At 57.3% G+C, this 21472-nt stretch carries 24 protein-coding genes; 3 read left to right on the top strand and 21 right to left on the bottom strand.

From position 1 onward, the window contains the following. The first annotated feature begins 101 nt into the window (after positions 1-101). Both CWM54_RS28310 and CWM54_RS01860 read left to right on the top strand, forming a co-directional pair. Positions 102-221, top strand: coding sequence for a hypothetical protein (locus CWM54_RS28310; protein ID WP_162677765.1), 120 nt, complete (start codon positions 102-104; stop codon positions 219-221). Continuing rightward, positions 218-853, top strand: a complete 636-nt coding sequence (locus CWM54_RS01860) for a TetR/AcrR family transcriptional regulator (protein ID WP_074386326.1) — start codon at positions 218-220, stop codon at positions 851-853. Before CWM54_RS28310 ends, CWM54_RS01860 begins: the two co-directional genes overlap by 4 nt. A 52-nt stretch (positions 854-905) precedes the next feature. Here the strand turns inward: CWM54_RS01860 and CWM54_RS28305 are convergent, their stop codons facing one another. Beyond that, positions 906-1028, bottom strand: coding sequence for a hypothetical protein (locus tag CWM54_RS28305; protein WP_165784190.1), 123 nt, complete (start codon positions 1026-1028; stop codon positions 906-908). 69 nt (positions 1029-1097) lie between these two features. Here CWM54_RS28305 and CWM54_RS01855 point away from each other — a divergent pair, with 69 nt between their 5' ends. Continuing rightward, positions 1098-3287, top strand: coding sequence for a TonB-dependent siderophore receptor (locus tag CWM54_RS01855; RefSeq protein WP_100695741.1), 2190 nt, complete (start codon positions 1098-1100; stop codon positions 3285-3287). A gap of 57 nt (positions 3288-3344) precedes the next feature. Here the strand turns inward: CWM54_RS01855 and CWM54_RS01850 are convergent, their stop codons facing one another. The 20 genes from CWM54_RS01850 to plsX all read right to left on the bottom strand — a co-directional run bounded on the left by CWM54_RS01850 (position 3345) and on the right by plsX (position 21405). Then, entirely contained in the window at positions 3345-3884 is a 540-nt protein-coding gene (locus CWM54_RS01850; RefSeq protein WP_008805999.1) for a glycine zipper 2TM domain-containing protein, read from the bottom strand. Positions 3885-4076: 192 nt separating this feature from the next. After that, positions 4077-5381: an NAD(P)/FAD-dependent oxidoreductase gene (locus CWM54_RS01845; protein ID WP_008805997.1), complete on the bottom strand. Its 1305-nt coding sequence runs from the start codon at positions 5379-5381 to the stop codon at positions 4077-4079. Between the two features lie 244 nt (positions 5382-5625). Further along, positions 5626-6168, bottom strand: a complete 543-nt coding sequence (gene ycfP, locus CWM54_RS01840) for an alpha/beta hydrolase YcfP (RefSeq protein WP_002900775.1) — start codon at positions 6166-6168, stop codon at positions 5626-5628. A gap of 35 nt (positions 6169-6203) precedes the next feature. Beyond that, a complete protein-coding gene (gene nagZ, locus CWM54_RS01835) occupies positions 6204-7214 on the bottom strand; it encodes a beta-N-acetylhexosaminidase (protein WP_165785858.1) in 1011 nt (336 codons plus the stop codon). A 23-nt stretch (positions 7215-7237) separates the two neighbouring features. Continuing rightward, positions 7238-8065, bottom strand: a complete 828-nt coding sequence (thiK, locus tag CWM54_RS01830) for a thiamine kinase (RefSeq protein WP_100682164.1) — start codon at positions 8063-8065, stop codon at positions 7238-7240. Continuing rightward, positions 8046-8684, bottom strand: a complete 639-nt coding sequence (gene lpoB / locus CWM54_RS01825; RefSeq protein ID WP_162678317.1) for a penicillin-binding protein activator LpoB — start codon at positions 8682-8684, stop codon at positions 8046-8048. The genes thiK and lpoB overlap by 20 nt, the downstream gene beginning before the upstream one ends. Positions 8685-8705: 21 nt before the next feature. Further along, a complete protein-coding gene (locus CWM54_RS01820) occupies positions 8706-9080 on the bottom strand; it encodes a YcfL family protein (protein WP_002900683.1) in 375 nt (124 codons plus the stop codon). 4 nt (positions 9081-9084) lie between these two features. After that, positions 9085-9441, bottom strand: coding sequence for a purine nucleoside phosphoramidase (gene hinT / locus CWM54_RS01815; RefSeq protein ID WP_004204571.1), 357 nt, complete (start codon positions 9439-9441; stop codon positions 9085-9087). Positions 9442-9702: 261 nt separating this feature from the next. Beyond that, positions 9703-11136, bottom strand: coding sequence for a PTS glucose transporter subunit IIBC (gene ptsG, locus CWM54_RS01805; protein ID WP_008805993.1), 1434 nt, complete (start codon positions 11134-11136; stop codon positions 9703-9705). A gap of 296 nt (positions 11137-11432) precedes the next feature. Then, a complete protein-coding gene (locus CWM54_RS01800; RefSeq protein ID WP_100682163.1) occupies positions 11433-12227 on the bottom strand; it encodes a metal-dependent hydrolase in 795 nt (264 codons plus the stop codon). Positions 12228-12237: 10 nt separating this feature from the next. Next, complete coding sequence (gene holB / locus CWM54_RS01795) at positions 12238-13242, bottom strand: DNA polymerase III subunit delta' (RefSeq protein WP_061155075.1); 1005 nt, start codon at positions 13240-13242, stop codon at positions 12238-12240. Further along, the gene (tmk, locus tag CWM54_RS01790; RefSeq protein ID WP_008805990.1) at positions 13239-13880 is read right to left on the bottom strand and encodes a dTMP kinase; all 642 of its coding nucleotides are present in this window, start codon (positions 13878-13880) and stop codon (positions 13239-13241) included. Before tmk ends, holB begins: the two co-directional genes overlap by 4 nt. Continuing rightward, a complete protein-coding gene (gene yceG, locus CWM54_RS01785; protein ID WP_061155076.1) occupies positions 13870-14892 on the bottom strand; it encodes a cell division protein YceG in 1023 nt (340 codons plus the stop codon). Before yceG ends, tmk begins: the two co-directional genes overlap by 11 nt. 1 nt (position 14893) lies before the next feature. After that, a complete protein-coding gene (gene pabC / locus CWM54_RS01780; RefSeq protein ID WP_100695739.1) occupies positions 14894-15703 on the bottom strand; it encodes an aminodeoxychorismate lyase in 810 nt (269 codons plus the stop codon). 126 nt (positions 15704-15829) lie between these two features. Next, on the bottom strand, positions 15830-17071 hold the full coding sequence (fabF, locus tag CWM54_RS01775; protein ID WP_061155078.1) for a beta-ketoacyl-ACP synthase II: 1242 nt from the start codon (positions 17069-17071) through the stop codon (positions 15830-15832). An 89-nt stretch (positions 17072-17160) separates the two neighbouring features. Continuing rightward, a complete protein-coding gene (gene acpP, locus CWM54_RS01770) occupies positions 17161-17397 on the bottom strand; it encodes an acyl carrier protein (RefSeq protein WP_000103754.1) in 237 nt (78 codons plus the stop codon). Positions 17398-17607: 210 nt separating this feature from the next. Further along, positions 17608-18342: a 3-oxoacyl-ACP reductase FabG gene (gene fabG / locus CWM54_RS01765; protein WP_002899294.1), complete on the bottom strand. Its 735-nt coding sequence runs from the start codon at positions 18340-18342 to the stop codon at positions 17608-17610. 12 nt (positions 18343-18354) lie between these two features. Beyond that, the gene (gene fabD, locus CWM54_RS01760) at positions 18355-19284 is read right to left on the bottom strand and encodes an ACP S-malonyltransferase (protein ID WP_061155079.1); all 930 of its coding nucleotides are present in this window, start codon (positions 19282-19284) and stop codon (positions 18355-18357) included. Positions 19285-19299: 15 nt separating this feature from the next. Beyond that, entirely contained in the window at positions 19300-20253 is a 954-nt protein-coding gene (locus CWM54_RS01755) for a beta-ketoacyl-ACP synthase III (RefSeq protein WP_002899288.1), read from the bottom strand. A 54-nt stretch (positions 20254-20307) separates the two neighbouring features. Next, positions 20308-21405, bottom strand: a complete 1098-nt coding sequence (gene plsX / locus CWM54_RS01750) for a phosphate acyltransferase PlsX (protein WP_206052723.1) — start codon at positions 21403-21405, stop codon at positions 20308-20310. Between the last annotated feature and the right edge of the window lie 67 nt (positions 21406-21472).

Raw genomic sequence — 21472 nt, 5'->3', positions numbered from 1 at the left:
TAGGGTCGCAAGTATTAACTTAACGATCGATAGGTAAATAGTAATGTGATCTACATCACACGTCAACGCATTTTTATAACGATCGTTTAACTATTTATAAAATGCTTAAATTTCATACTCATATGAATTATTTATTTTTAAACCAACAGCGCTGGCCCCGGCGATCGTTTATTTTTATAATGGCCTTTCACCAAACCAACATAGGTACAACGGCATCATGACAACTGACGTTCAAAGTTGCGCCAAAAAAAGCCGTGGCCGACCGAAGGTGTTCGACAGGGATGCGGCGCTGGACAAAGCCATGACACTCTTCTGGCAGCACGGCTATGAGGCGACCTCGCTCGCCGATCTGGTCGAGGCGACAGGAGCAAAAGCCCCCACCCTGTATGCGGAATTTGTGAATAAAGAAGGACTGTTCCGCGCAGTGTTGGATCGTTACATTTCGCGCTTTGCCGCGAAGCATGAAGCGGTGCTGTTTGCCGAGGGGAAACCCGTCGACGGTGCGTTGCGGGATTACTTCACGGCGGTCGCCACCTGCTTTACCAGCAAAGAGACGCCGGCTGGCTGTTTTATCATTAATACCTCCGCCGCGCTGGCCGCCTCCTCGACAGATATCGCCAATACCATCAAGTCACGCCATGCGATGCAGGAGCAGGCGCTGACCCAGTTTCTGCAGCAGCGGCAAGCGCAGGGCGAACTGCCCGCAGGCCGCGATGTCGCGCAGCTGGCGCAGTTTTTAAACTGTGTACTGCAGGGCATGTCGATTAGCGCACGGGAAGGCGCGGATTTCGATAAGCTGATGCAAATCACCGATACCACCTTCCGTCTCTGGCCGCAGCTCCTCGAGTCCTGATGCGCCCCGCTTCCGGCGGTATTCTGCCGCCGGATCCGCCCTCCAGTTCGCTTTACCCACACAAAACAGATTGATTTCTATTGTCTTTCCCCGCAAAAGATAAACGCAAATGATATTGATTGCGATATTCATTATGTGCAAAATCCTTTTTTGAGTTTTTCCAGATGTTTCGCATTGTAACTAATGCCGACCCGGCGTCGGCCTATAACAACGACAAAGCAACTTGCTCATAAAAGGAATGGATATGAAAAAGCGCCTCTGGGTGCTCCACCCTCTGCTGCTGGTCAGCACGCTGCCTGCGCTGGCGGCTCAGTCTGATGAAGACAGCATCATCGTTAGCGCAAACCGCACCCATCGCACCGTGGCCAAAATGGCCCAAACCACCTGGGTCATTGAGGGCCAGGAGATTGAGCAGCAGGTCCAGGGCGGGAAAGAGTTCAAAGACGTGCTGGCGCAGTTGATCCCAGGCATCGATGTGAGCAGCCAGGGGCGCACCAATTACGGGATGAACATGCGCGGGCGCGCCATCGTCGTGCTGATCGACGGCGTCCGGCTCAATTCCTCACGCACCGACAGTCGCCAGCTCGACGCCATCGACCCATTCAACATCGAACATATCGAAGTAATCTCCGGGGCGACCTCGCTGTATGGCGGAGGCAGTACCGGCGGGCTTATCAACATCGTCACCAAGAAAGGGCAACAGGATCGCCAGGTCGATCTCGAGGTGGGTAGCAAGAGCGGGTTTGCGAACAGTAACGATCACGATGAGCGCATCGCGGCGGCCGTCAGCGGCGGGACAGACCATGCATCCGGGCGCTTATCGGTAGCCTATCAGCGTTTCGGCGGATGGTACGATGGCAATAACGATGCGCTGATCCTCGATAACACCCAAACGGGGCTCCAGCACTCTGACCGCCTCGACGTGATGGGGACGGGGACGATTGAGATCGATGACAACCGCCAGCTGCAGCTTGTCACCCAGTATTATAAAAGCCAGGGCGATGATGACTACGGCCTGTGGCTCGGGAAGAACATGTCCGCGGTCACCAGCGGCGGCAAAGCGTACACCACCGACGGGCTCAATTCCGACCGTATCCCCGGCACCGAACGCCACCTGATCAGCCTTCAGTACTCCGATGCCGACTTCTTCGGTCAGAATCTGGTGAGCCAGGTGTACTATCGCGATGAGTCCCTCACCTTCTATCCGTTCCCGACGCTCACGAAAGGCCAGGTCAGTAGCTTCTCCTCGTCGCAGCAGGATACCGATCAGTATGGGGCAAAGCTGACCCTCAACAGTCAGCCGCTGGCAGGATGGGATCTCACCTGGGGTCTCGACGCCGATCATGAGACCTTCAATGCCAACCAGATGTTCTTCGATCTGCAGCAATCGCTGGCGTCCGGCGGGCTGCACAACGAATCGATCTACACCACCGGCCGCTACCCGGGATACAGCATCTCCAACGTCGCGCCGTTCCTGCAGTCCAGCTACGATCTGAACGAGATCTTTACCGTCAGCGGCGGGGTACGCTACCAGTGGACAGAAAACCGGGTTGACGACTTTGTCGGCTACGCCCAGCAACAGGATATCGCCAACGGGAAAGCGCGCTCCGCCGACGCCATCAAAGGCGGCAAAACCGATTACGACAACTTCCTGTTTAACGCCGGGATCGTGGCGCATCTGACCGAGCGTCAGCAGACCTGGTTTAACTTCTCGCAGGGCGTCGAGCTGCCGGACCCCGGTAAATACTACGGCATCGGTAAATACGGCGCGGCGGTCAATGGCCATCTGCCGCTGATCTCCAGCGTCAATGTCGATGACTCGCCGCTGCAGGGGATCAAAGTTAACTCGTATGAGCTGGGCTGGCGCTACACCGGCGATAACCTGCGCACCCAGCTGGCGGCGTATTACTCGACTTCGGATAAGACCATCGTCGTCAACCGCACCGACATGACCATCGACGTTCAGTCCGACAAACGGCGTATTTACGGCGTTGAGGGAGCGGTCGATTACTTTATTCCGGACAGCGACTGGAGCGTCGGCGGTAACTTCAACGTGCTGAAATCACAGGTGCAGACCGACGGCCGCTGGCAAAAATGGGATGTCACCCTCGCCTCACCGTCCAAAGCCACCGCCTGGGTGGGCTGGGCACCGGATCCGTGGAGCCTGCGCGTGCAGAGCCAGCAGGTGTTTGACCTCAGCGACGCCGCCGGTAACAAGCTGGAAGGCTATAACACCGTTGATTTTATTGGCAGTTACGCGCTGCCGGTGGGGAAACTGACCTTCAGTATCGAAAACCTGCTTAACGAAGACTATGTCACCATCTGGGGCCAGCGGGCGCCGCTGCTCTACAGCCCGACCTACGGCAGTTCATCGCTGTACGAATACAAAGGCCGTGGCCGTACCTTCGGTCTGAATTACGCGTTAACCTTCTGATAAAAAAAGCCCCTCAGCCTGAGCGATTGAGGGGCTAATCAATACATAAATCTGTTTTTAGATTTTGTTGTTCAGGACCAGCTGGCCGTTGTTGTCCAGCGGGATCTGGCTGCCAGGATTGTGATCCATACGGATTTTCCCCTGCTGATCGCCTATTTTATAGGTCACATCGTAGCCCAGCATTTTATCGGATTTGTCATACACCGTTTTACAACGCTGCTGGGTGGTAGTGTAGGTATCGTTGTCCTGCATCGCCCCCTGCAGCTGGTTGCCGGCATAGCCGCCGCCCAGCGCACCCACCACCGTCGCTACACTACGTCCGCGACCGCCGCCAAACTGGTGGCCAATCACCCCACCGGCCACCGCGCCGAGTACCGAACCGGCGATACGGTTTTCATCCTGGACCGGACGACGATGGGTCACCGTGACATTGCGGCATTCCTGACGCGGCGTTTTCACGGTTTCTTTAATCGGTGTACTGGAGACCACTTGCGCATACTGCGGGCCGCGATCTAACACGTTGAGACCAGCGACAGCTGCAACGCCCAGCGCGGCAGCCACGCCTATCCCTATACCCGCCAACATAGATTTATTCACGGGAGATCCTCCTTTGTTGCTGTTGATACAATTTTGCAACCGGAGCCGGGAGGGCGCAAATCAGATAGCGGATGAAAAGTGCGAGAATTCGCAGCAAATCAAGGGGATTCAGAGGATTCCGAGCGGGATCGCCGCGGTTTCAACAGAAGAGCCCGGAGCGCCGTCAGGGCGGCTCCGGGTAAAGACAGCGTATTAGTGCAGCTTAAGACGCGGGCGAATGATGCGGTTGATACGCCCGACCAGCATCATCAGGCCGGTCTTGAAGTAGCCGTGCAGGGCGATCTGATGCATACGGTACAGGGAGATGTACACGAAGCGCGCAATGCGCCCTTCCACCATCATCGAGCCGCGCATCAGGTTACCCATCAGGCTGCCGACAGTGGAGTAATTGGACAGCGACACCAGCGAGCCATGGTCTTTATAGGTGTACGCCTTCAGCGGTTTGCCTTTCATCTGCGCGAGGATGTTGTTCAGCGCGCAGGTAGCCATCTGGTGCGCTGCCTGGGCACGCGGAGGGACAAAGCCGCCTTCCGGACGCGCGCAGGAGGCGCAGTCGCCGATGGCGAAAATATCCGCGTCGCGGGTGGTCTGCAGCGTCGGCTCGACCACCAGCTGATTGATACGGTTGGTTTCCAGGCCGCCGATCTCTTTCATGAAATCTGGCGCTTTGATCCCGGCCGCCCAGACCATCAGATCCGCCTCAATATATTCGCCATCTTTGGTGTGCAGACCGCCTGCATCCGCGCTGGTGACCATGGTCTGCGTCAGCACCCGTACGCCCAGCTTGGTCAGCTCATTATGCGCCGCCCCGGAAATGCGCGGCGGCAGTGCCGGCAGAATACGCTCGCCCGCCTCGACCAGCGTGACGTTCAGCGCTTCGTTAGTCAGCCCTTTGTAGCCGTAGCTGTGCAGCTGTTTCACCGCATTATGCAGTTCAGCGGAGAGCTCCACGCCGGTAGCACCGCCGCCGACAATGGCGATGTTCACTTTACCGTTGGCACCCAGATTGGCGGAGTATTTGAGGAACAGGTTGAGCATTTCCTGATGGAAACGACGCGCCTGATGCGGGTTGTCGAGGAAAATGCAGTTCTCTTTCACGCCAGGGGTATTGAAGTCATTCGAGGTACTGCCCAGCGCCATCACCAGCGTGTCGTACGGCAGTTTACGCTCAGCCACCAACAGCTCGCCTTTTTCATTGCGCAGCTCGCCGAGGGTGATGGTCTTCCCTTCGCGGTTGATATCCACCACCGAACCCAGCTGGAACTGGAAACCGTGGTTGCGGGCATGGGCCAGATAGCTCAGCGCATCGACACCTTCATCCAGAGAACCGGTCGCCACTTCATGCAGCAGCGGCTTCCACAGATGGCTGTGGTTACGGTCCACCAGGGTGATTTTCGCTTTTTTATGGCGCCCTAACTTTTTCCCCAGCTGAGTTGCCAGTTCCAGTCCGCCAGCGCCGCCACCCACAATTACGATTTTTTTCAATGGCGTAGTCATGTGTACCCCTAAAATTATTAACCAATTGTTAAATAAAAGTTATGATAATAGCCTTTATTTAACAACAAGTTACGTCAATGAAACCATTCAGCACCGTCGAGAATACCATGAACGGTGCATTGGTCATACCAAAATTGATATGCATCAAGTTTTGTCGCGTATTTTTTCAGCGAAACCAATAAGTGTAGGCATAAAAAAACCCGCGCGGTGAACACGGCGCGGGTTTGGCGACAGGGGAAAAGGCTTAACCGAGGGTTTTAAACGCTTTCAGCCGCTGCAGGTGCGGCGAGATGTTTTTAAATTTATGGGTCTGCTCTTCATCCCAGATAATTTCATAATAGTGGTGCAGAAGATCGGCGGAACGCTGGCTGTCCAGCGCTTCATCCTGCCGGGAAAGCACCACCAGACAGCGATCGCGATTCTTCTCACGGAAGTTGGTTACACACTTGGTGGCGATGTCAGCATACTCTTCCGGGCGGTCGATTTTGCCTTCCATGTTCTCATGCGGAAACAGGTTTGGATTGAACACCGCCTGGCGGATATCGCACAGAAAACCAATCCGCTCCGCCCAGTATCCGCCTAGGCCGACGCCGCAGATCAGCGGCCGGTCATCGGCGGTAAGCTGCAGCATTTTATCGACCTCTTTCAGCAAATGCTGCATGTCGTGCTTGGGGTGACGCGTACTGTAGCTAATCAACCGCACGTCCGGGTCGATAAACTGCAGCTGCATCACCTTCTCATGGTTACCGGGGCTGTTCGAGTCAAAACCGTGTAAATAGATAATCATCGCATCCTCACCTGACAACAACGCCCCACAGAGCGTTACGCGGACTTCGCCTCTTGCCAGCGCGCATGAAGCTGCTCCAGCTGGGCACTCACCGTTTTCCAACGGGCTGAATCCCTTAACTCCTGACGGGAAAAGGAACCTTTATGATACAATTTCGTAACACGCTCTGCTTTGATCGGCGACAGGTTATCCAGCACACTGACCGCGCCTTTACGATTATTGCAGACCAGTATCATATCGCAACCGGCGTCGAGCGACGCCTGACCGCGTTCGGCATAGCTGCCCATAATCGCCGCCCCTTCCATCGACAGATCGTCTGAGAAAATCACTCCGTCGAAGCCCAGCTCGCCGCGCAGCACCGTTTTTAACCAGTACGCTGAGCCGCTGGCCGGACGCGGGTCGAGCTCCGGGTAAATCACATGCGCAGGCATAATGGCATCCAGACGCTGTTCGGCGATGAGGCTTTTGAACACCGCCATATCGTGGTCGCGAATAACCGACGCCGGCCGCGGATCGAACGGAGTCTCTTTATGTGAATCGGCGGTCACCGCCCCGTGTCCCGGGAAATGTTTGCCGGTGGTTTTCATGCCCGCCGCGTGCATGCCGTCAATGAAGTGACGCGCTATCGCCAGCGCTTTTTGCGGATCTGCATGATAGGAACGTTCGCCGATCGCGGCACTGATATGGCCCACGTCCAGCACCGGCGCAAAGCTGATATCAATATCCATGGCGATCATTTCGCTGGCCATCAGCCAGCCGGCCTCAGCGGCCAGTTTGCCCCCCTCTTCCATTCCCAGCAGGGCGGCAAAAGACTGGGCTGCCGGTAAACGGGTAAAGCCTTCACGGAAACGCTGAACACGCCCCCCTTCCTGATCCACCGCCACCACCAGATGGTTCCGGGAGGCGTCGCGGATCTGGCGCACCAGCTCCCGTAGCTGCGCCGGATCATGATAATTACGGGTAAAGAGGATCAATCCTCCCACCAGCGGATGCGCCAGAATCTCTCGCTCTTCCGCATCCAGTTCATACCCTTCGACATCCAACATGACTGGGCCCACACTGACCTCTCTTATCCTTTACGTTCGTTGTCTAACTGACACCATATTTCATCTGCCAGCGTGATAAATTGCCGATCGCCACTCTGCCGCCAGCGCATTTCATACCACCCCGCCATCAGCAGCAAGACCCACGGGCGCCAGCGTGCAACCTGCCGCCAAAGCTGCTGCGCGTCGATAGCCGCCCGCCGGGCATAGGCCGCCACCAGCTGGCGGCGCTGGTGAGGGGAAATCCACACCGCGGCCAGCTCCAGCGCGATATCGCCATCGCCGGCATATTCCCAGTCGATCAGCCTCAGGCCGGATTCGCTGTGGATAATATTGCCGGCATGGACGTCCATATGCAGCGGCGCCAGCCGGAGCGGACGGGGCTCGCCCTGGCGGCGCAGCCGCTGATGCCAGCGCAGCCAGCGCGGCGTGCGTCGTGCCGGATCGCACGTCTGCCAGTACTGGGCCAGCAGCGGTGCGAGGGTAACACGCCAGCCGAATCGCGGTTGCTGATGCACGTCATACAATAAGTCTGACAGCATCGGGCAGGCCGGTAACTCGCTTTTCACCTCCCCCGCGCAATATTCCACCACCATCCAGCAGGGTGAGTAAAACAGCGGGGCAGGCGCCAGCCTCGCAGGCAGTTGGCGGAGCGCGCGATACTGACGGCGGAAATAACAGGAAGCGGCTGACGGGTCGTGCGGCTGACGCAGCACGTGCCGCCGGTCGCCGTCGCTGATAATCACACTGCCGCCGCTGAGGCCATTCTGGCTCAGCGAGGCGACAGGATGATAACGGGGGAAGAAGCGCGACAAGAGCTCATCGCGCGTCAGCTTATTGTTGCTGAACAGCACCTTTACCTGACCAGATAATCTCGCCGGTTTGCACCAGCATCAACTGCATCTTCAGTTCAGGCGCGTTGACGTTGCCGGTGGCATTGGAGTAAAGCACATACTGCGCGCCCACGTTGCGGGCGATACCCATGGCTTTGCTGCGGCTGCCGAGGCTGTCCTGCGGCGACAGGCCCAGCTGCTGTTTGGCGACCCCCAGCTGCTGCGCCGAGACCAGCGTAAACTTGCCGTTGCCGGCCAGCGCATTACGCAGCGCGGTAGTGGCTTCTCCCGCATTCAGCGTACCGTTGGTGCGGTTGTTCACGCTGTCAACCAGCAGAATGCTGCCCGCATTGACGCCGCTGGCCTGCAGCATCTGCCCCACCAGCGGCTGGACCGCGCCGTTCCAGTCATAATGACGCACGCGCGGCGCCGGCTGGCCCGACTGCTGATCCTGATGCTCAATGGGCCCCGGCTGCGACGGTACGGCAGGAACCGCCGGCACAGTCGGCACCGTTGGCTGCGGCTGCGCAGGCTGCTGCGGCTGCGGTTTGGCCTCTTCGACCGGCGCAGGCTTCTCACGTAACCCCGCACAACCTGCGAGGAATATCGCCAGTGCTGTGATTAACGCATAGCGACACATTTTCATCATTATAATTACCCCTTACAGATAAAGATAAAGGCGGGCCTTATGCGCCCCCAGGATATTGGCGCTACCATACAATGTCACCGAAGAGCGTGCCGGGACCACGATGGTGCGCGGCGCGTCCAGCGGGTGCATCTCCAGACCTCGGGCGTCATACCAGAAAAAACGATAATGCACGGTGACCGGCTGCTGGCGCTCGTTATACAGCGTTGAGGAGGCAGTGGCCTGGATCTCCGTCGCCACCACGGCAGGCTCGCTGGCGCTGATCCCGGCCGCCAGCACGCTCGATTCCATCACCAGCGCCTGCTGGTCAGAAACCGGGATCTCCGGATGTGAACTACACCCGGCCAGCAGTCCCGCCGCCAGGCAGGCGCCCAAAAGGGTCCTGAGCATGGCCTTAGCCTTTATGCGCCAGCATCGGGCCCAGCGGACGACCGCCCAGCAGATGCATGTGGATATGGTAAACTTCCTGGCCGCCATGGCGGTTGCAATTAACGATCAAACGGTAGCCATCGTCGGCAAGACCTTCATCGCGGGCGATCTTCGCCGCGACGGTCATCATCCGGCCCAGCGCCAGCTCATGTTCGGTGGTGACGTCATTCACGGTAGGAATCAGAACATTCGGGACAATCAGAATGTGGGTGGGCGCCTGCGGGGAGATGTCGCGAAAAGCGGTCACAAGCTCATCCTGATAGACAATATCCGACGGGATCTCCCGGCGAATGATTTTGCTGAAAATCGTTTCTTCTGCCATGACTGATTCCTTATTAGTTTTATCCCATACGCTGGCCTGCTTCTGCAGATAAACGCGGACGCACAGGTTCAGATAAGAGTATGAGCGACATCCTCCCTCTCTTTCAACCTGAAAGCAGTTTTTCTTATTCAACTATAGACTTAGCTGCTGAGGGATTAAGCATTTGCCGGACAATCTCCAGGGTTATCGCCTCAGAAAACCTCACCTCGTAACGTAAAAAAGGCAGCCAATAGGCTGCCTTAGTCTCCCCGATACTACGTCTTAACTGTTACGGATGTACTCATCCATTTCAGTTTTCAGGTTATCGGACTTGGTACCGAAGATGGCCTGTACGCCAGAACCTGCCACTACCACGCCAGCGGCGCCCAGTTTTTTCAGGCCAGCCTGGTCAACTTTCGCTACATCCGCCACGCTAACACGCAGACGAGTAATACATGCGTCGAGGTTGGTGATGTTCTCTTTACCGCCGAAAGCGGCGATCAGAGCCGGAGCCATCTCGCTGGTTGCGCCAGCTTTGCTCTCTTCGGTGGTATCTTCACGACCCGGTGTTTTCAGATCCAGGGCTTTAATCAGCACGCGGAAAATGACGTAGTACACGATCGCATAGCAGATACCGACAATCGGGAACAGCCACAGCTTGCTGCTGTTACCGGACAGGACGATAAAGTCGATCAGGCCGTGGGAGAACGAGGTACCGTCACGCATACCCAGCAGGATACAGATCGGGAACGCCAGACCCGCCAGAATGGCATGGATAACGTACAGGATCGGCGCCACGAACATGAAGGAGAACTCGATCGGCTCGGTGATACCGGTCAGGAACGAGGTCAGCGCGGCGGAGATCATGATACCGCCCACTTTGGCGCGGTTTTCCGGTTTAGCAGAGTGCCAAATCGCGATAGCCGCTGCCGGCAGACCGTACATTTTGAACAGGAAGCCGCCAGACAGTTTGCCCGCGGTCGGGTCGCCTGCCATGTAGCGCGGGATATCGCCGTGGAACACCTGACCAGCCGCGTTGGTGTATTCGCCGATCTGCATCTGGAAAGGTACGTTCCAGATGTGGTGCAGACCAAACGGCACCAGGCAACGCTCGATGAAACCGTAGATGCCAAACGCTACCACTGGGTTCTGATAAGCAGCCCACTGGGAGAAGGTCTGGATCGCGGAACCGATCGGCGGCCAAATGAAGGAGAGGATCACGCCGGTGAAGATAGCGGCCAGACCAGAGATAATCGGTACAAAGCGCTTGCCCGCAAAGAAGCCCAGGTATTCTGGCAGCTTGATGCGATAGAAGCGGTTGAACATGTACGCGGCGATAGCACCGGAGATAATACCGCCAAGCACGCCGGTATCAGCCAGGTGTTTTGCCGCAATCTCTTCAGCAGGTAAATGCAGCACCAGCGGCGCAACAACCGCCATGGTTTTCACCATGATGCCGTAAGCCACGACTGCAGCCAGTGCGGATACACCGTCGTTATTAGTGAAGCCGAGGGCCACACCGATAGCGAAGATCAGCGGCATGTTGGCGAAAACTGAACCGCCTGCTTCTGCCATAACGTGGGAGACCACGGCTGGCAGCCAGCTGAAGTTTGCGGAACCGACGCCCAGCAGGATACCTGCGATAGGCAGTACGGATACCGGCAGCATCAGCGATTTACCGACCTTCTGCAGGTTAGCAAATGCATTCTTAAACATAATTGAGAGTGCTCCTGAGTATTTGGTACTTTTTTACGTTTTCACGCATTGGCCCGGGGGGAGAACCGTGCCGTGGACAGGACATCTAAGCGCCCTTTATTTATTACACAGAGTAAAATAATTAACGGGATGATTGTTTGACGGCTATCACGTTTCAATCAGCCTTCCGGTAAAAATTTACATCAGCTTACATAAGTTGTATCTGGATGTTGCCAAAAAACCTTCACCGCCACTTTTGTGGCGGTGAACTTTACTCGCTTTGGTTATTAATTACGAGCCTTAAAATAATAGGCAGATCAAGCAGGTTGCAAGCGGGCGGGGTCAATGTGGAACAGGGTGGCAAAATTGTCAGTGGTCTGCTGGGCCAGTTGCTCCAGCGACACCCCTTTCAGCACCGCCATGTATTCCGCAACGTCACGGACCAGCGCCGGCTGGTTCTCTTTGCCGCGATGGGGGACTGGCGCCAGATACGGCGAATCGGTCTCCACCAGCAGACGATCCAGCGGAACATAGCGCGCTGCATCGCGTAGCTGCTCGGCGTTACGAAAAGTGACGATGCCGGAAAACGAGATATAGAACCCCATGTCGAGCAATTTACCCGCTGTCTCCCTGTCCTCAGTGAAACAGTGTAGTACGCCACCGCAATCCGTCACGTTTTCTTCGCGTAAAATGGCCAGGGTATCGGCGCGCGCGTCGCGAGTGTGGACGATCACCGGCTTATTCAGCTCGCGGCCAATGCGAATGTGGTCGCGAAATGAGGTTTGCTGCTGGGCTTTGGTTTCCGGGGTATAAAAATAATCCAGACCGGTCTCCCCCATCGCCACAACGCCCTCTTCCGCCGCCAGCGTGCGCAGCGTCTCCACATCGTAGGGTTCGTCCTGGTTTAACGGGTGCACGCCGCAGGAGAAGACGACGTTATCACGCGTCCCCACCAGCTCGCGCATACTGCGGTAGCCGGGCAACGTCGTGGCGACCGCCAGGCAGAATTTCACATCACGCGCGGCCGCTTTTGCCAGAACGTCGTCGACGTTTTTGTGCAGGGTTTGATAATCCAGACCATCAAGATGGCAGTGGGAGTCGACTAAAAACATAATGTCTCACTCAGAGGTGGGATACGGGTAAAACCGTCCCGGGTTGCAGGTAATGTTCCCAGCGCAGCAAGCGCTCGGTGAGCAGCAGTTCGCGGTTGACGCCGACGACGTTCAGCAATTGCTCGCGGCAGGTACAGACGTCATGGGCGATCGCCTGCAGGCGGGCGGCGGGCAGGCTGTGCGCCAGCTGCTCCAGCAGCGGCCAGACGTCCGGGTTACTTACCAGGGCAATCCCCTGCTGTCGTTTTTGCGCATCGACCAGCAGCGATGCCAGCCAGTGCAGGCGAACCGCCGCCTGTTCATGATTGAGTATCGGCAGCAATGCCAGCCAGTCGCCGCTCGCCAGGGTGCTTGCCAGCGCCTGACACAGCTGCTGACGCGCCGTCCACTGCGGCTCCTGTAACAGTTCGAGCGCCGCGGCTGGCGCGCTGGCGCACAGACGCAACGCCGTCAGTAGCGCCTCCTGCGGCAGGCTCACCTCACGCTCCAGCCAGGCCAGAGCATAAGATTCCGTCGGCGGCGACAGGTGGTGCAGACGACAGCGGCTGCGCAGGGTCGTCAGCAGACGCGCCGGCTCCTGGCACGCGAGGAAGAACCAGGTATTCTCCGGCGGCTCTTCCAGCGTCTTCAGCAACGCGTTGGCGGCGGCATCTGTCAGTAAAGCGGCATCGCTAATCCACACCACTTTCGCCCCGCCCAGGCGCGCGCGCTCATAGAGCTTTTCGTTGACATCGCGCACCGCATCAATGCCCAGCGCACTCTTGCCCTTTTCAGGGGCCAGCGGATAGTAATCAGGATGCGTGCCGGCCTGCATTAGCTGGCAGCTGTGGCAATGGCCGCAGCTTTTATGCCCTTCGGGCTGGCGGCACATCAGGAAGCGGCACAGCGCGTAAATCAACGCCTCACCGCCCATTCCGCTCAGAGACTGTAACAGTAAGGCGTGGTGGCCTCGTCCGGCCTGATAGCTACCGACCAGTTGCTCGAACGACGGGCGCAACCACGGATACCATTTCATGCCGGTTGCTCCGCCATCCACTGGGCAATCGTGGCGCGAATGTCGCGAGCGACGGCGTCGAGCGGCTGGGTCGCGTCAACCGTGCGGATCGACGGGTCTGCAGCGGCCAGCTCAAGGTAGCGCGCACGGGTGCGATTGAAGAAGTTCATGGACTCCTGCTCAATGCGATCAAGCTCGCCGCGGGCCCGGGCGCGCTGCAGCCCCACCTCCGGCGTGACGTCGAGGTACAGCGTCAGATTGGGGCGGAAATCGCCGAGTACCGCATCGCGCAGCGTCGCCAGCATCGTACGGTCGATTCCCCGGCCGCCGCCCTGATAAGCCTGAGTCGACAGATCGTGACGATCGCCGATCACCCACTGGCCGCGGGCCAGCGCAGGCTTAATCACGGTCTCCACCAGCTGGACGCGTGCCGCGTAAAACATCAGCACTTCCGCTTTATCATTAATGACTTCATCACCCGTGGACTGGATATCCAGCACCAGGCTACGCAGTTTTTCGGCAAGGACAGTGCCCCCCGGCTCGCGGGTAAACACCATATCGTGAATACCTGCCGACTGCAGCGTCTCCACCACCAGTTGACGTGCGGTGGTCTTCCCGGCGCCCTCCAGCCCCTCGATGACGATATAGTTACTGCGCATTTTTTTCCTTAAGTACTTTCAAATAGTCCTGCACCGCACGGTTATGACTGACCAGGTTTGTGGTAAACGTATGGCCCCCTTTTCCGTCGGCGACAAAATAGAGATATGACGTTTTCGCCGGATGGGCGGCCGCTTTCAGCGATGCCTCGCCCGGCACCGCGATAGGACCAGGCGGCAGGCCGCTGATGGTATAGGTATTGTATGCGGTCGGCGTCTCGAGATCCTTACGCGTTAATTTACCAGTATACCCCTCGCCCATCCCGTAGATCACGGTCGGATCGGTCTGTAAGCGCATACCGATGCGCAGACGGTTGATAAATACCGACGCGACGCGGTCGCGCTCTTCCGCCACCGCGGTCTCTTTCTCAATAATCGAGGCCATGGTCAACAGCTGGTTCTGATCGGCATAGGGCAGATTCTCCATCCGTCCTTCCCAGATCTTCGCCACTTCCGCGACCATTTTCTGATGCGCACGCTTGAGGATGGCGATATCGCTGGTATTGGCGGTGTACATCCAGGTATCCGGCCAGAACCAGCCTTCCACCCAGTCGGCATGCTCAAGACCTAACGCCTTAGCCACCGTCGCGTAGCTATCATCATCGAGAGTGTGCTTCACGTACGGGGCATCACGCAGCTGGCGAAGGTAGTCGCTGACGCGCATGCCTTCGACAAAGCGCAGCGGAAACTGCGCCTCTTTACCGCTGGCCAGCAGCTGCAGCATCTCGCGTACCGTCATCTGCGGCGTGAAGCGATAGGTCCCGGCTTTGAAGTGAGACAACTCAGGTTCCACCCGCAGCAGCCACTGGAAAACGCGGGGGCGATTGATTACCTTTTCGCGATAAAGATCCTGACCCAACGCCAGACGGCCGGTGCCGGTCTCCAGGGTGAAGATGGTCTCTTCTTTAATCAGCAGCTTGCTGTCCGCCAGCTGGCGTACCTTCCACATGCCTGCCGCTGCAGCGATACCCAGCACCACCACCAACAGCAGAATAAAACGTAACATTTTCTTCATACTAACCAGACAGCTCACACAAAGGGGCTAAAAAATGGTAAAGCTCGCGCGAGGACCAGACGGTCTCCTCCCAGCGACGAACCGGCACCAGCGGCATCAGCGCATTGCAGATCAGCACTTCATCGGCTTCCCGCAATGCCTCAGGACGCGCTGTCACTTCGACAACGCGAAATGTCGATGGTGCCAGCTGCGCGATACAGCGCTGCCGCATAATGCCGTTGACCCCGGCGTAATCGAGTCGCGGAGTAAATACATCCCGTCCCTGACGCCAGAATAAATTCGCGGCACAGCATTCCGTAAGCCACCCATCACTGTCAAGGACCAGCGCCTCATCGGCGTCCGTCTGCTCAAGATGAGAGCGGATCAGCACCTGCTCAAGGCGATTAAGATGCTTCAGGCCGGCAAGCCAGGGGTTACGACCCAGGGGCACCGGGCTCTGGGTCAGAGTAATGCCCTCCTCCCGCCAGCGCGCATAATGCGCCGGGAATGGAGAGACACTGAGAATGCGGGTGGGCGACACGCAGCCCGCCGTACTGTATCCCCTACCCCCAACGCCGCGGGTGAGGATCACCTTCAACACGCCCTGCGCGTGCGGCCGCGCCAGACGCTGCATCTCTTCGCTCAGCGTCAGCCAGTCGTGAAATGGTATTTGTAATTTTTCACAGGTTGTCTGCAAACGCGCCAGATGAGCCGTCAGCAGCGCAACCTGCCCCTGCTGAATGCGGGCGGTAGTAAAACAGCCGTCGCCAAACTGGGTGGCGCGATCGTTCGCTGCCAGCGTGTCCTGTGCAACGCCATTTATCAAGAACATAAAGGACTCCTTTTCACTGGTCAGTCAGTGTCTCAGGACCCAGAGCAGAGGACAAGCGGAGAAAACTGAATAAAAAAAGGCCCGACAAACGGGCCTTTTGTTAAAGCAGTACCGGGGCAAGCCCTGTCACACTTTTTTGAAGATCAACGAACCGTTAGTGCCGCCAAAGCCGAAGGAGTTGCACAGGGTGTACTCCAAACCGGAAACCTGACGCGCTTCGTGCGGAACGAAGTCGAGGTCGCAGCCGTCATCCGGGTTATCGAGGTTGATCGTCGGCGGAACCGCTTGATCGCGCAGCGCCAGGATAGAGTAGATCGACTCTACCGCCCCTGCCGCGCCCAGAAGATGCCCGGTCATGGATTTGGTGGAGCTCACCATGACGCGGCTCGCCGCATCGCCGAAGACAGACTTAACCGCCTGCGCTTCCGCTTTATCGCCAGCCGGCGTCGAGGTGCCGTGGGCGTTGACGTAGCCAATCTGACCAGGTTCGATGCCCGCATCGCGAATGGCATTCACCATCGCCAGCGCGGCACCCGCGCCATCTTCCGGCGGTGACGTCATATGATAAGCATCGCTGCTCATCCCAAAGCCAACGATCTCGGCATAGATTTTCGCGCCGCGTTTTTTTGCATGCTCGTACTCTTCCAGCACCACCATGCCCGCGCCGTCGCCCAGCACAAAGCCGTCGCGATCTTTATCCCACGGACGGCTCGCCGCCTGCGGGTTGTCATTGCGCGTGGAGAGCGCACGCGCCGCGCCGAAGCCACCCACGCCAAGCGGGGTACTGGCTTTTTCCGCACCGCCTGCCACCATCGCATCGGCATCGCCATAGGCGATAATGCGCGCGGCCTGGCCAATGTTGTGCACGCCTGAAGTACACGCGGTCGCGATAGAGATACTTGGTCCACGCAGACCAAACATGATGGTCAGATGCCCGGCCACCATGTTAACAATTGTGGAAGGAACGAAGAATGGGCTGATCTTACGCGGTCCGCCGTTAACCAGCGAACTGTGGTTTTCTTCGATCAAGCCGAGACCGCCAATACCGGAGCCGATAGCGGCGCCAATACGGGTTGCATTCTCTTCCGTCACTTCAAGGCCAGAATCCTGCATGGCCTGAACGCCAGCGACAATTCCATATTGAATGAAGGCATCCATCTTGCGCTGTTCTTTGCGCGAGATGATGTCCTCACAGTTAAAATCCTTTACTAAGCCAGCAAATTTCGTTGCATAGGCGCTAGTATCGAAATGGTCGATCAGGCTGATGCCACTCTGACCGGCAAGGAGAGCTTTCCAGGTAGACTCTACGGTATTGCCGACAGGAGACAACATGCCCAGTCCGGTCACAACTACACGACGCTTAGACACGTTTGTCCTCCAGGGAGGGAAAATAGATTCTTGTGGGACAAAAAAAAGATAAAACTCAGGCGGTCGAATGACCGCCTGGAGATGTTCACTTACGCCTGGTGGCCGTTGATGTAATCAATGGCAGCCTGAACGGTGGTGATTTTCTCAGCTTCTTCGTCCGGAATCTCAGTATCAAACTCTTCTTCCAGAGCCATTACCAGCTCAACGGTGTCAAGAGAATCAGCGCCCAGGTCTTCAACGAAGGAAGCATTGTTGGTAACTTCTTCCTGCTTAACGCCCAGCTGCTCGCCGATAATTTTCTTAACGCGTTCTTCGATAGTGCTCATACTCTTAAATTTCCTATCAAAACTCGCTTTCGCGATGGTTTTCGTAGTGTATAAAATGTTGAAAAATTTGCAACTAAATCCCGGCAGGTCTTACCACGATTTTGCGCTATTTTGAGGCCGTTTGCCCTAAGAACGCAAATCTTTTCGCACAAAACCGCACAGGGAACCGTGCGAAGTGCGCGGTTCCTGAACGTTTTGCACAAATCTCGGTCAGACCATGTACATTCCGCCGTTAACGTGCAGCGTTTCACCAGTGATGTAACTTGCTTCGTCAGAGGCTAAAAATGCAACCGCGCTGGCGATTTCATTTGGGGTGCCAAGGCGCCCCGCAGGAACTGCCGCCAGCGTACCCGCACGCTGCTCATCGGTCAGCGCACGCGTCATGTCCGTTTCAATAAAGCCCGGAGCAACAACGTTTACAGTAATACCGCGTGACGCAACTTCACGCGCCAGTGATTTACTGAAGCCAATCAGACCCGCTTTCGCCGCAGCGTAGTTGGCCTGACCCGCATTTCCCATGGTACCAACCACAGAACCGATAGTGATAATACGTCCATGACGCTTTTTCATCATAGCGCGCATTACCGCTTTTGACAGACGGAAAACCGATGACAGGTTGGTTTCGATAATATCGTTCCACTCATCATCTTTCATGCGCATTAACAGGTTGTCGCGAGTGATCCCGGCATTATTCACCAGGATATCCACTTCGCCAAACTCTGCGCGCACATTTTCCAGAACAGATTCAATAGATGCCGGGTCGGTCACATTCAACATCAGACCTTTACCGTTGGCGCCTAAGTAGTCGCTGATGGCCTGCGCGCCGCTTTCGCTGGTCGCAGTACCGATAACTTTCGCGCCACGAGCGACAAGCGTTTCAGCGATTGCACGGCCAATACCGCGGCTTGCACCGGTAACCAGCGCGATTTTTCCTTCAAAACTCATGGTTTTCCTCTTTTATTGCTCAAGCGCCGCAGACATCGCCGCCGGCTCGTTAAGCGCGGAAGCGGTCAGGGTGTCAACAATACGTTTGGTCAGACCGGTGAGGACTTTACCCGGGCCAACCTCATACAGATGCGTTACGCCCTGAGCAGCCATAAACTCAACGGTTTTGGTCCACTGAACCGGGCTGTACAGCTGGCGCACCAGCGCGTCGCGAATGGCGTCTGGCGTGGTTTCGCATTTCACGTCGACGTTATTCACCACCGGAATCGTCGGCGCGTTGAAGGTGATTTTCTGCAGCTCCAGCGCCAGTTTTTCTGCAGCTGGTTTCATCAGCGCGCAGTGGGAAGGCACGCTCACCGGCAGCGGCAGCGCACGTTTGGCGCCTGCAGCTTTACATGCAGCGCCCGCACGTTCAACGGCCTCTTTGTGCCCGGCGATAACCACCTGGCCCGGCGAATTGTAGTTCACCGGCGAAACCACCTGCCCTTCGGCGGACTCTTCACACGCTTTGGCGATAGAAGCGTCATCGAGACCGATAATCGCAGACATCGCGCCAGTACCTGCCGGTACGGCTTCCTGCATGAATTTCCCGCGCAGTTCAACCAGACGAACGGCATCCGCGAAATCAATAACGCCGGCACAGACCAGCGCGGAGTATTCGCCGAGGCTGTGACCCGCCAGCAGCGTCGGCGCTTTGCCGCCCTGCTGCTGCCAGACGCGGTACAGCGCCACGGAGGCGGTCAGCAGCGCCGGCTGGGTCTGCCAGGTTTTATTCAGTTCTTCTGCCGGGCCCTGTTGAGCCAGCGCCCACAGATCGTAACCCAACGCTGCGGACGCTTCACCGAAGGTCTCTTCAATCACCGGCCAGGTGGCTGCCATATCGGCCAGCATGCCTACGGCCTGGGAACCTTGTCCCGGGAACACAAAAGCAAATTGCGTCATGTTTAAATCCTTATACTAAAAACGAACCAGCGCGGAACCCCAGGTGAAACCGCCACCAAAGGCTTCCAGCAGAATCAACTGACCGCGTTGGATACGGCCATCGCGAACGGCTTCATCCAGCGCGCAAGGGACTGACGCCGCGGAGGTGTTGCCATGACGGTCGAGGGTCACAACGACGTTATCCATCGACATGCCCAGTTTCTTCGCCGTCGCGCTGATGATACGCAGGTTTGCCTGGTGCGGCACCAGCCAGTCCAGCGCCGAGCGCTCAAGATTGTTGGCTGCCAGCGTCTCGTCAACGATATGCGCCAGTTCGGTGACCGCCACTTTAAAGACTTCATTGCCGGCCATCGTCAGATAGATCGGGTTTTCCGGATCGACGCGATCGGCGTTCGGCAGAGTCAGCAGTTCACCATAGCTACCGTCGGCATGCAGGTGCGTCGAGATAATGCCTGGCTCTTCAGACGCGCCCAGCACCACGGCGCCGGCGCCGTCGCCGAAAATAATAATCGTTCCGCGATCGGCCGGGTCACAGGTGCGCGCCAGCACATCAGCCCCCACCACCAGCGCATAATCCACCGCGCCGTTTTTCACGTACTGATCGGCGACGCTCAGCGCATAGGTGAAACCGGCGCAGGCGGCCGCGACGTCAAACGCCGGACAGCCCTTGACGCCCAGCATAGACTGAATCTGGCATGCCGAACTCGGAAACGCATGCGTGCCGGAGGTGGTCGCAACGATAATCAGACCAATTTGCTCCGCGGACACGCCCGCCATCGCCAGCGCCTGCTTTGCGGCTTCAAAGCCCATCGTAGCAACTGTTTCATGCGCTGCGGCAATACGACGCTCACGGATACCTGTGCGGGTGACAATCCACTCGTCAGAGGTCTCTACCATTTTTTCCAGGTCGGCGTTTGTACGCACTTGCTCGGGCAGATAGCTGCCGGTACCAATAATCTTCGTATACATGTACGCTCAGTCACTCTTGGGTAATATACCCGCCTCTTTCAACCTGCCGCGGCGTCAATCGTGGCCATTCGTCCCGCTTTGCTGTCGGGAGTTCACGTCACTGTCGCTTTCCGGCAGCGCGAAACCAGCTGGGTATAAAGATTCCAGGCGCGCGGCGATCCGTTGAGGAATTTGCCGCTGCACCGCCTGCACTGCCTGCTCTATCGCGACGCTAAAGGCGCGTTGATTGGCAGCACCATGACTCTTGATCACGGAACCGCGCAATCCTAACAGACAGGCGCCATTATACTGGTCGGGGTTGAGGTGACTGAATCGCCTCGCCAGGCTTTTTTGTAACCAACGTTTTAATAACAGCAGCCACCACGACCGTTTTTTGCCCTCTCCCTGAGATTTCAGCAGCGAAAGGAACATTCTGACAACACCTTCCATGGTTTTTAATGTGACGTTGCCCGTGAATCCATCACAAACCAGCACATCGGTTTTTCCGGTCAACAATTCATTGGCTTCAAGATAGCCGATGTAGTTGAGGGAAGGCAGCGTTTTAAGCACTGCGGCAGCATCGCGAATGCTGCTGAGGCCTTTCATCTCTTCTTCGCCGATATTCAGCAAGGCGACGCGCGGGTTGGTAATGCCAACCACTTCCTCCGCCAGCACCGCGCCCATGACGGCGAACTGCACCAGCATCGTGCTGTCGCAATCGACGTTGGCGCCGAGATCCAGCACCACGGTTTTGCCCTTCTGTTGGTGCGGAAGAACCGTCACCAGCGCCGGCCGCTCAATACCTTCGATCGGTTTCAGCAACAGTTTCGCCAGCCCCATCAGCGCGCCGGTATTGCCGGCGCTGACGCAGGCTTCCGCCCGCCCTTCTTTCACAAGCTCCAGCGCCACGCGCATTGAGCTTCCGCGACTGCTGCGGATAGCCTGTGCGGGTCGCGCATCACTGGCAATAACTGACTGCGCAGGAATAACCTGCAGACGCGAACGTTGTTCGAAGTCAGCTTTGGCAAGTAATGGCGTGATGGCGTCGGGGTCGCCGACTAAAAGAAGTGTGAGTTGCGAATTAGAGTTCAGTGCCTGCAGTGCTGCAGGCACCGTCACGGATGGGCCAAAATCGCCCCCCATGACATCTAACGCCAGGGTTAGACGTGTCAAGGTATCGTCGCTGCCCGGTTCGGTGATTCCCCAGTTGCCCGGGGAGTCCTCACTAAGCTTCATCACG

Source organism: Klebsiella sp. D-Nf1 (assembly GCF_002810515.1).
Classification (GTDB): domain Bacteria; phylum Pseudomonadota; class Gammaproteobacteria; order Enterobacterales; family Enterobacteriaceae; genus Klebsiella; species Klebsiella variicola.
The sequence above is the reverse complement of the archived record's forward strand: the minus strand, read 5'-3'. Positions and strand labels throughout refer to the sequence as shown.

Bases quoted from the DNA above. Each gene is read 5' to 3' on its own strand.
- acpP (WP_000103754.1), bottom strand. From the start codon at position 17,397: ATGAGCACTATCGAAGAACGCGTTAAGAAAATTATCGGCGAGCAGCTG.
- pabC (WP_100695739.1), bottom strand. From the start codon at position 15,703: ATGTTCTTGATAAATGGCGTTGCACAGGACACGCTGGCAGCGAACGAT.
- yceG (WP_061155076.1), bottom strand. From the start codon at position 14,892: ATGAAGAAAATGTTACGTTTTATTCTGCTGTTGGTGGTGGTGCTGGGT.
- ycfP (WP_002900775.1), bottom strand. From the start codon at position 6,168: ATGATTATCTATTTACACGGTTTTGACTCGAACAGCCCCGGTAACCAT.
- tmk (WP_008805990.1), bottom strand. From the start codon at position 13,880: ATGCGCAGTAACTATATCGTCATCGAGGGGCTGGAGGGCGCCGGGAAG.
- CWM54_RS01845 (WP_008805997.1), bottom strand. From the start codon at position 5,381: ATGACTACGCCATTGAAAAAAATCGTAATTGTGGGTGGCGGCGCTGGC.
- lpoB (WP_162678317.1), bottom strand. From the start codon at position 8,684: ATGTGTCGCTATGCGTTAATCACAGCACTGGCGATATTCCTCGCAGGT.
- CWM54_RS01820 (WP_002900683.1), bottom strand. From the start codon at position 9,080: ATGCTCAGGACCCTTTTGGGCGCCTGCCTGGCGGCGGGACTGCTGGCC.
- CWM54_RS01755 (WP_002899288.1), bottom strand. From the start codon at position 20,253: ATGTATACGAAGATTATTGGTACCGGCAGCTATCTGCCCGAGCAAGTG.
- nagZ (WP_165785858.1), bottom strand. From the start codon at position 7,214: ATGTTGGATGTCGAAGGGTATGAACTGGATGCGGAAGAGCGAGAGATT.
- CWM54_RS01860 (WP_074386326.1), top strand. From the start codon at position 218: ATGACAACTGACGTTCAAAGTTGCGCCAAAAAAAGCCGTGGCCGACCG.
- CWM54_RS28310 (WP_162677765.1), top strand. From the start codon at position 102: ATGCTTAAATTTCATACTCATATGAATTATTTATTTTTAAACCAACAG.
- hinT (WP_004204571.1), bottom strand. From the start codon at position 9,441: ATGGCAGAAGAAACGATTTTCAGCAAAATCATTCGCCGGGAGATCCCG.
- CWM54_RS01855 (WP_100695741.1), top strand. From the start codon at position 1,098: ATGAAAAAGCGCCTCTGGGTGCTCCACCCTCTGCTGCTGGTCAGCACG.
- fabD (WP_061155079.1), bottom strand. From the start codon at position 19,284: ATGACGCAATTTGCTTTTGTGTTCCCGGGACAAGGTTCCCAGGCCGTA.
- CWM54_RS28305 (WP_165784190.1), bottom strand. From the start codon at position 1,028: ATGCGAAACATCTGGAAAAACTCAAAAAAGGATTTTGCACATAATGAA.
- fabG (WP_002899294.1), bottom strand. From the start codon at position 18,342: ATGAGTTTTGAAGGAAAAATCGCGCTGGTTACCGGTGCAAGCCGCGGT.
- holB (WP_061155075.1), bottom strand. From the start codon at position 13,242: ATGAAATGGTATCCGTGGTTGCGCCCGTCGTTCGAGCAACTGGTCGGT.
- ptsG (WP_008805993.1), bottom strand. From the start codon at position 11,136: ATGTTTAAGAATGCATTTGCTAACCTGCAGAAGGTCGGTAAATCGCTG.
- CWM54_RS01800 (WP_100682163.1), bottom strand. From the start codon at position 12,227: ATGTTTTTAGTCGACTCCCACTGCCATCTTGATGGTCTGGATTATCAA.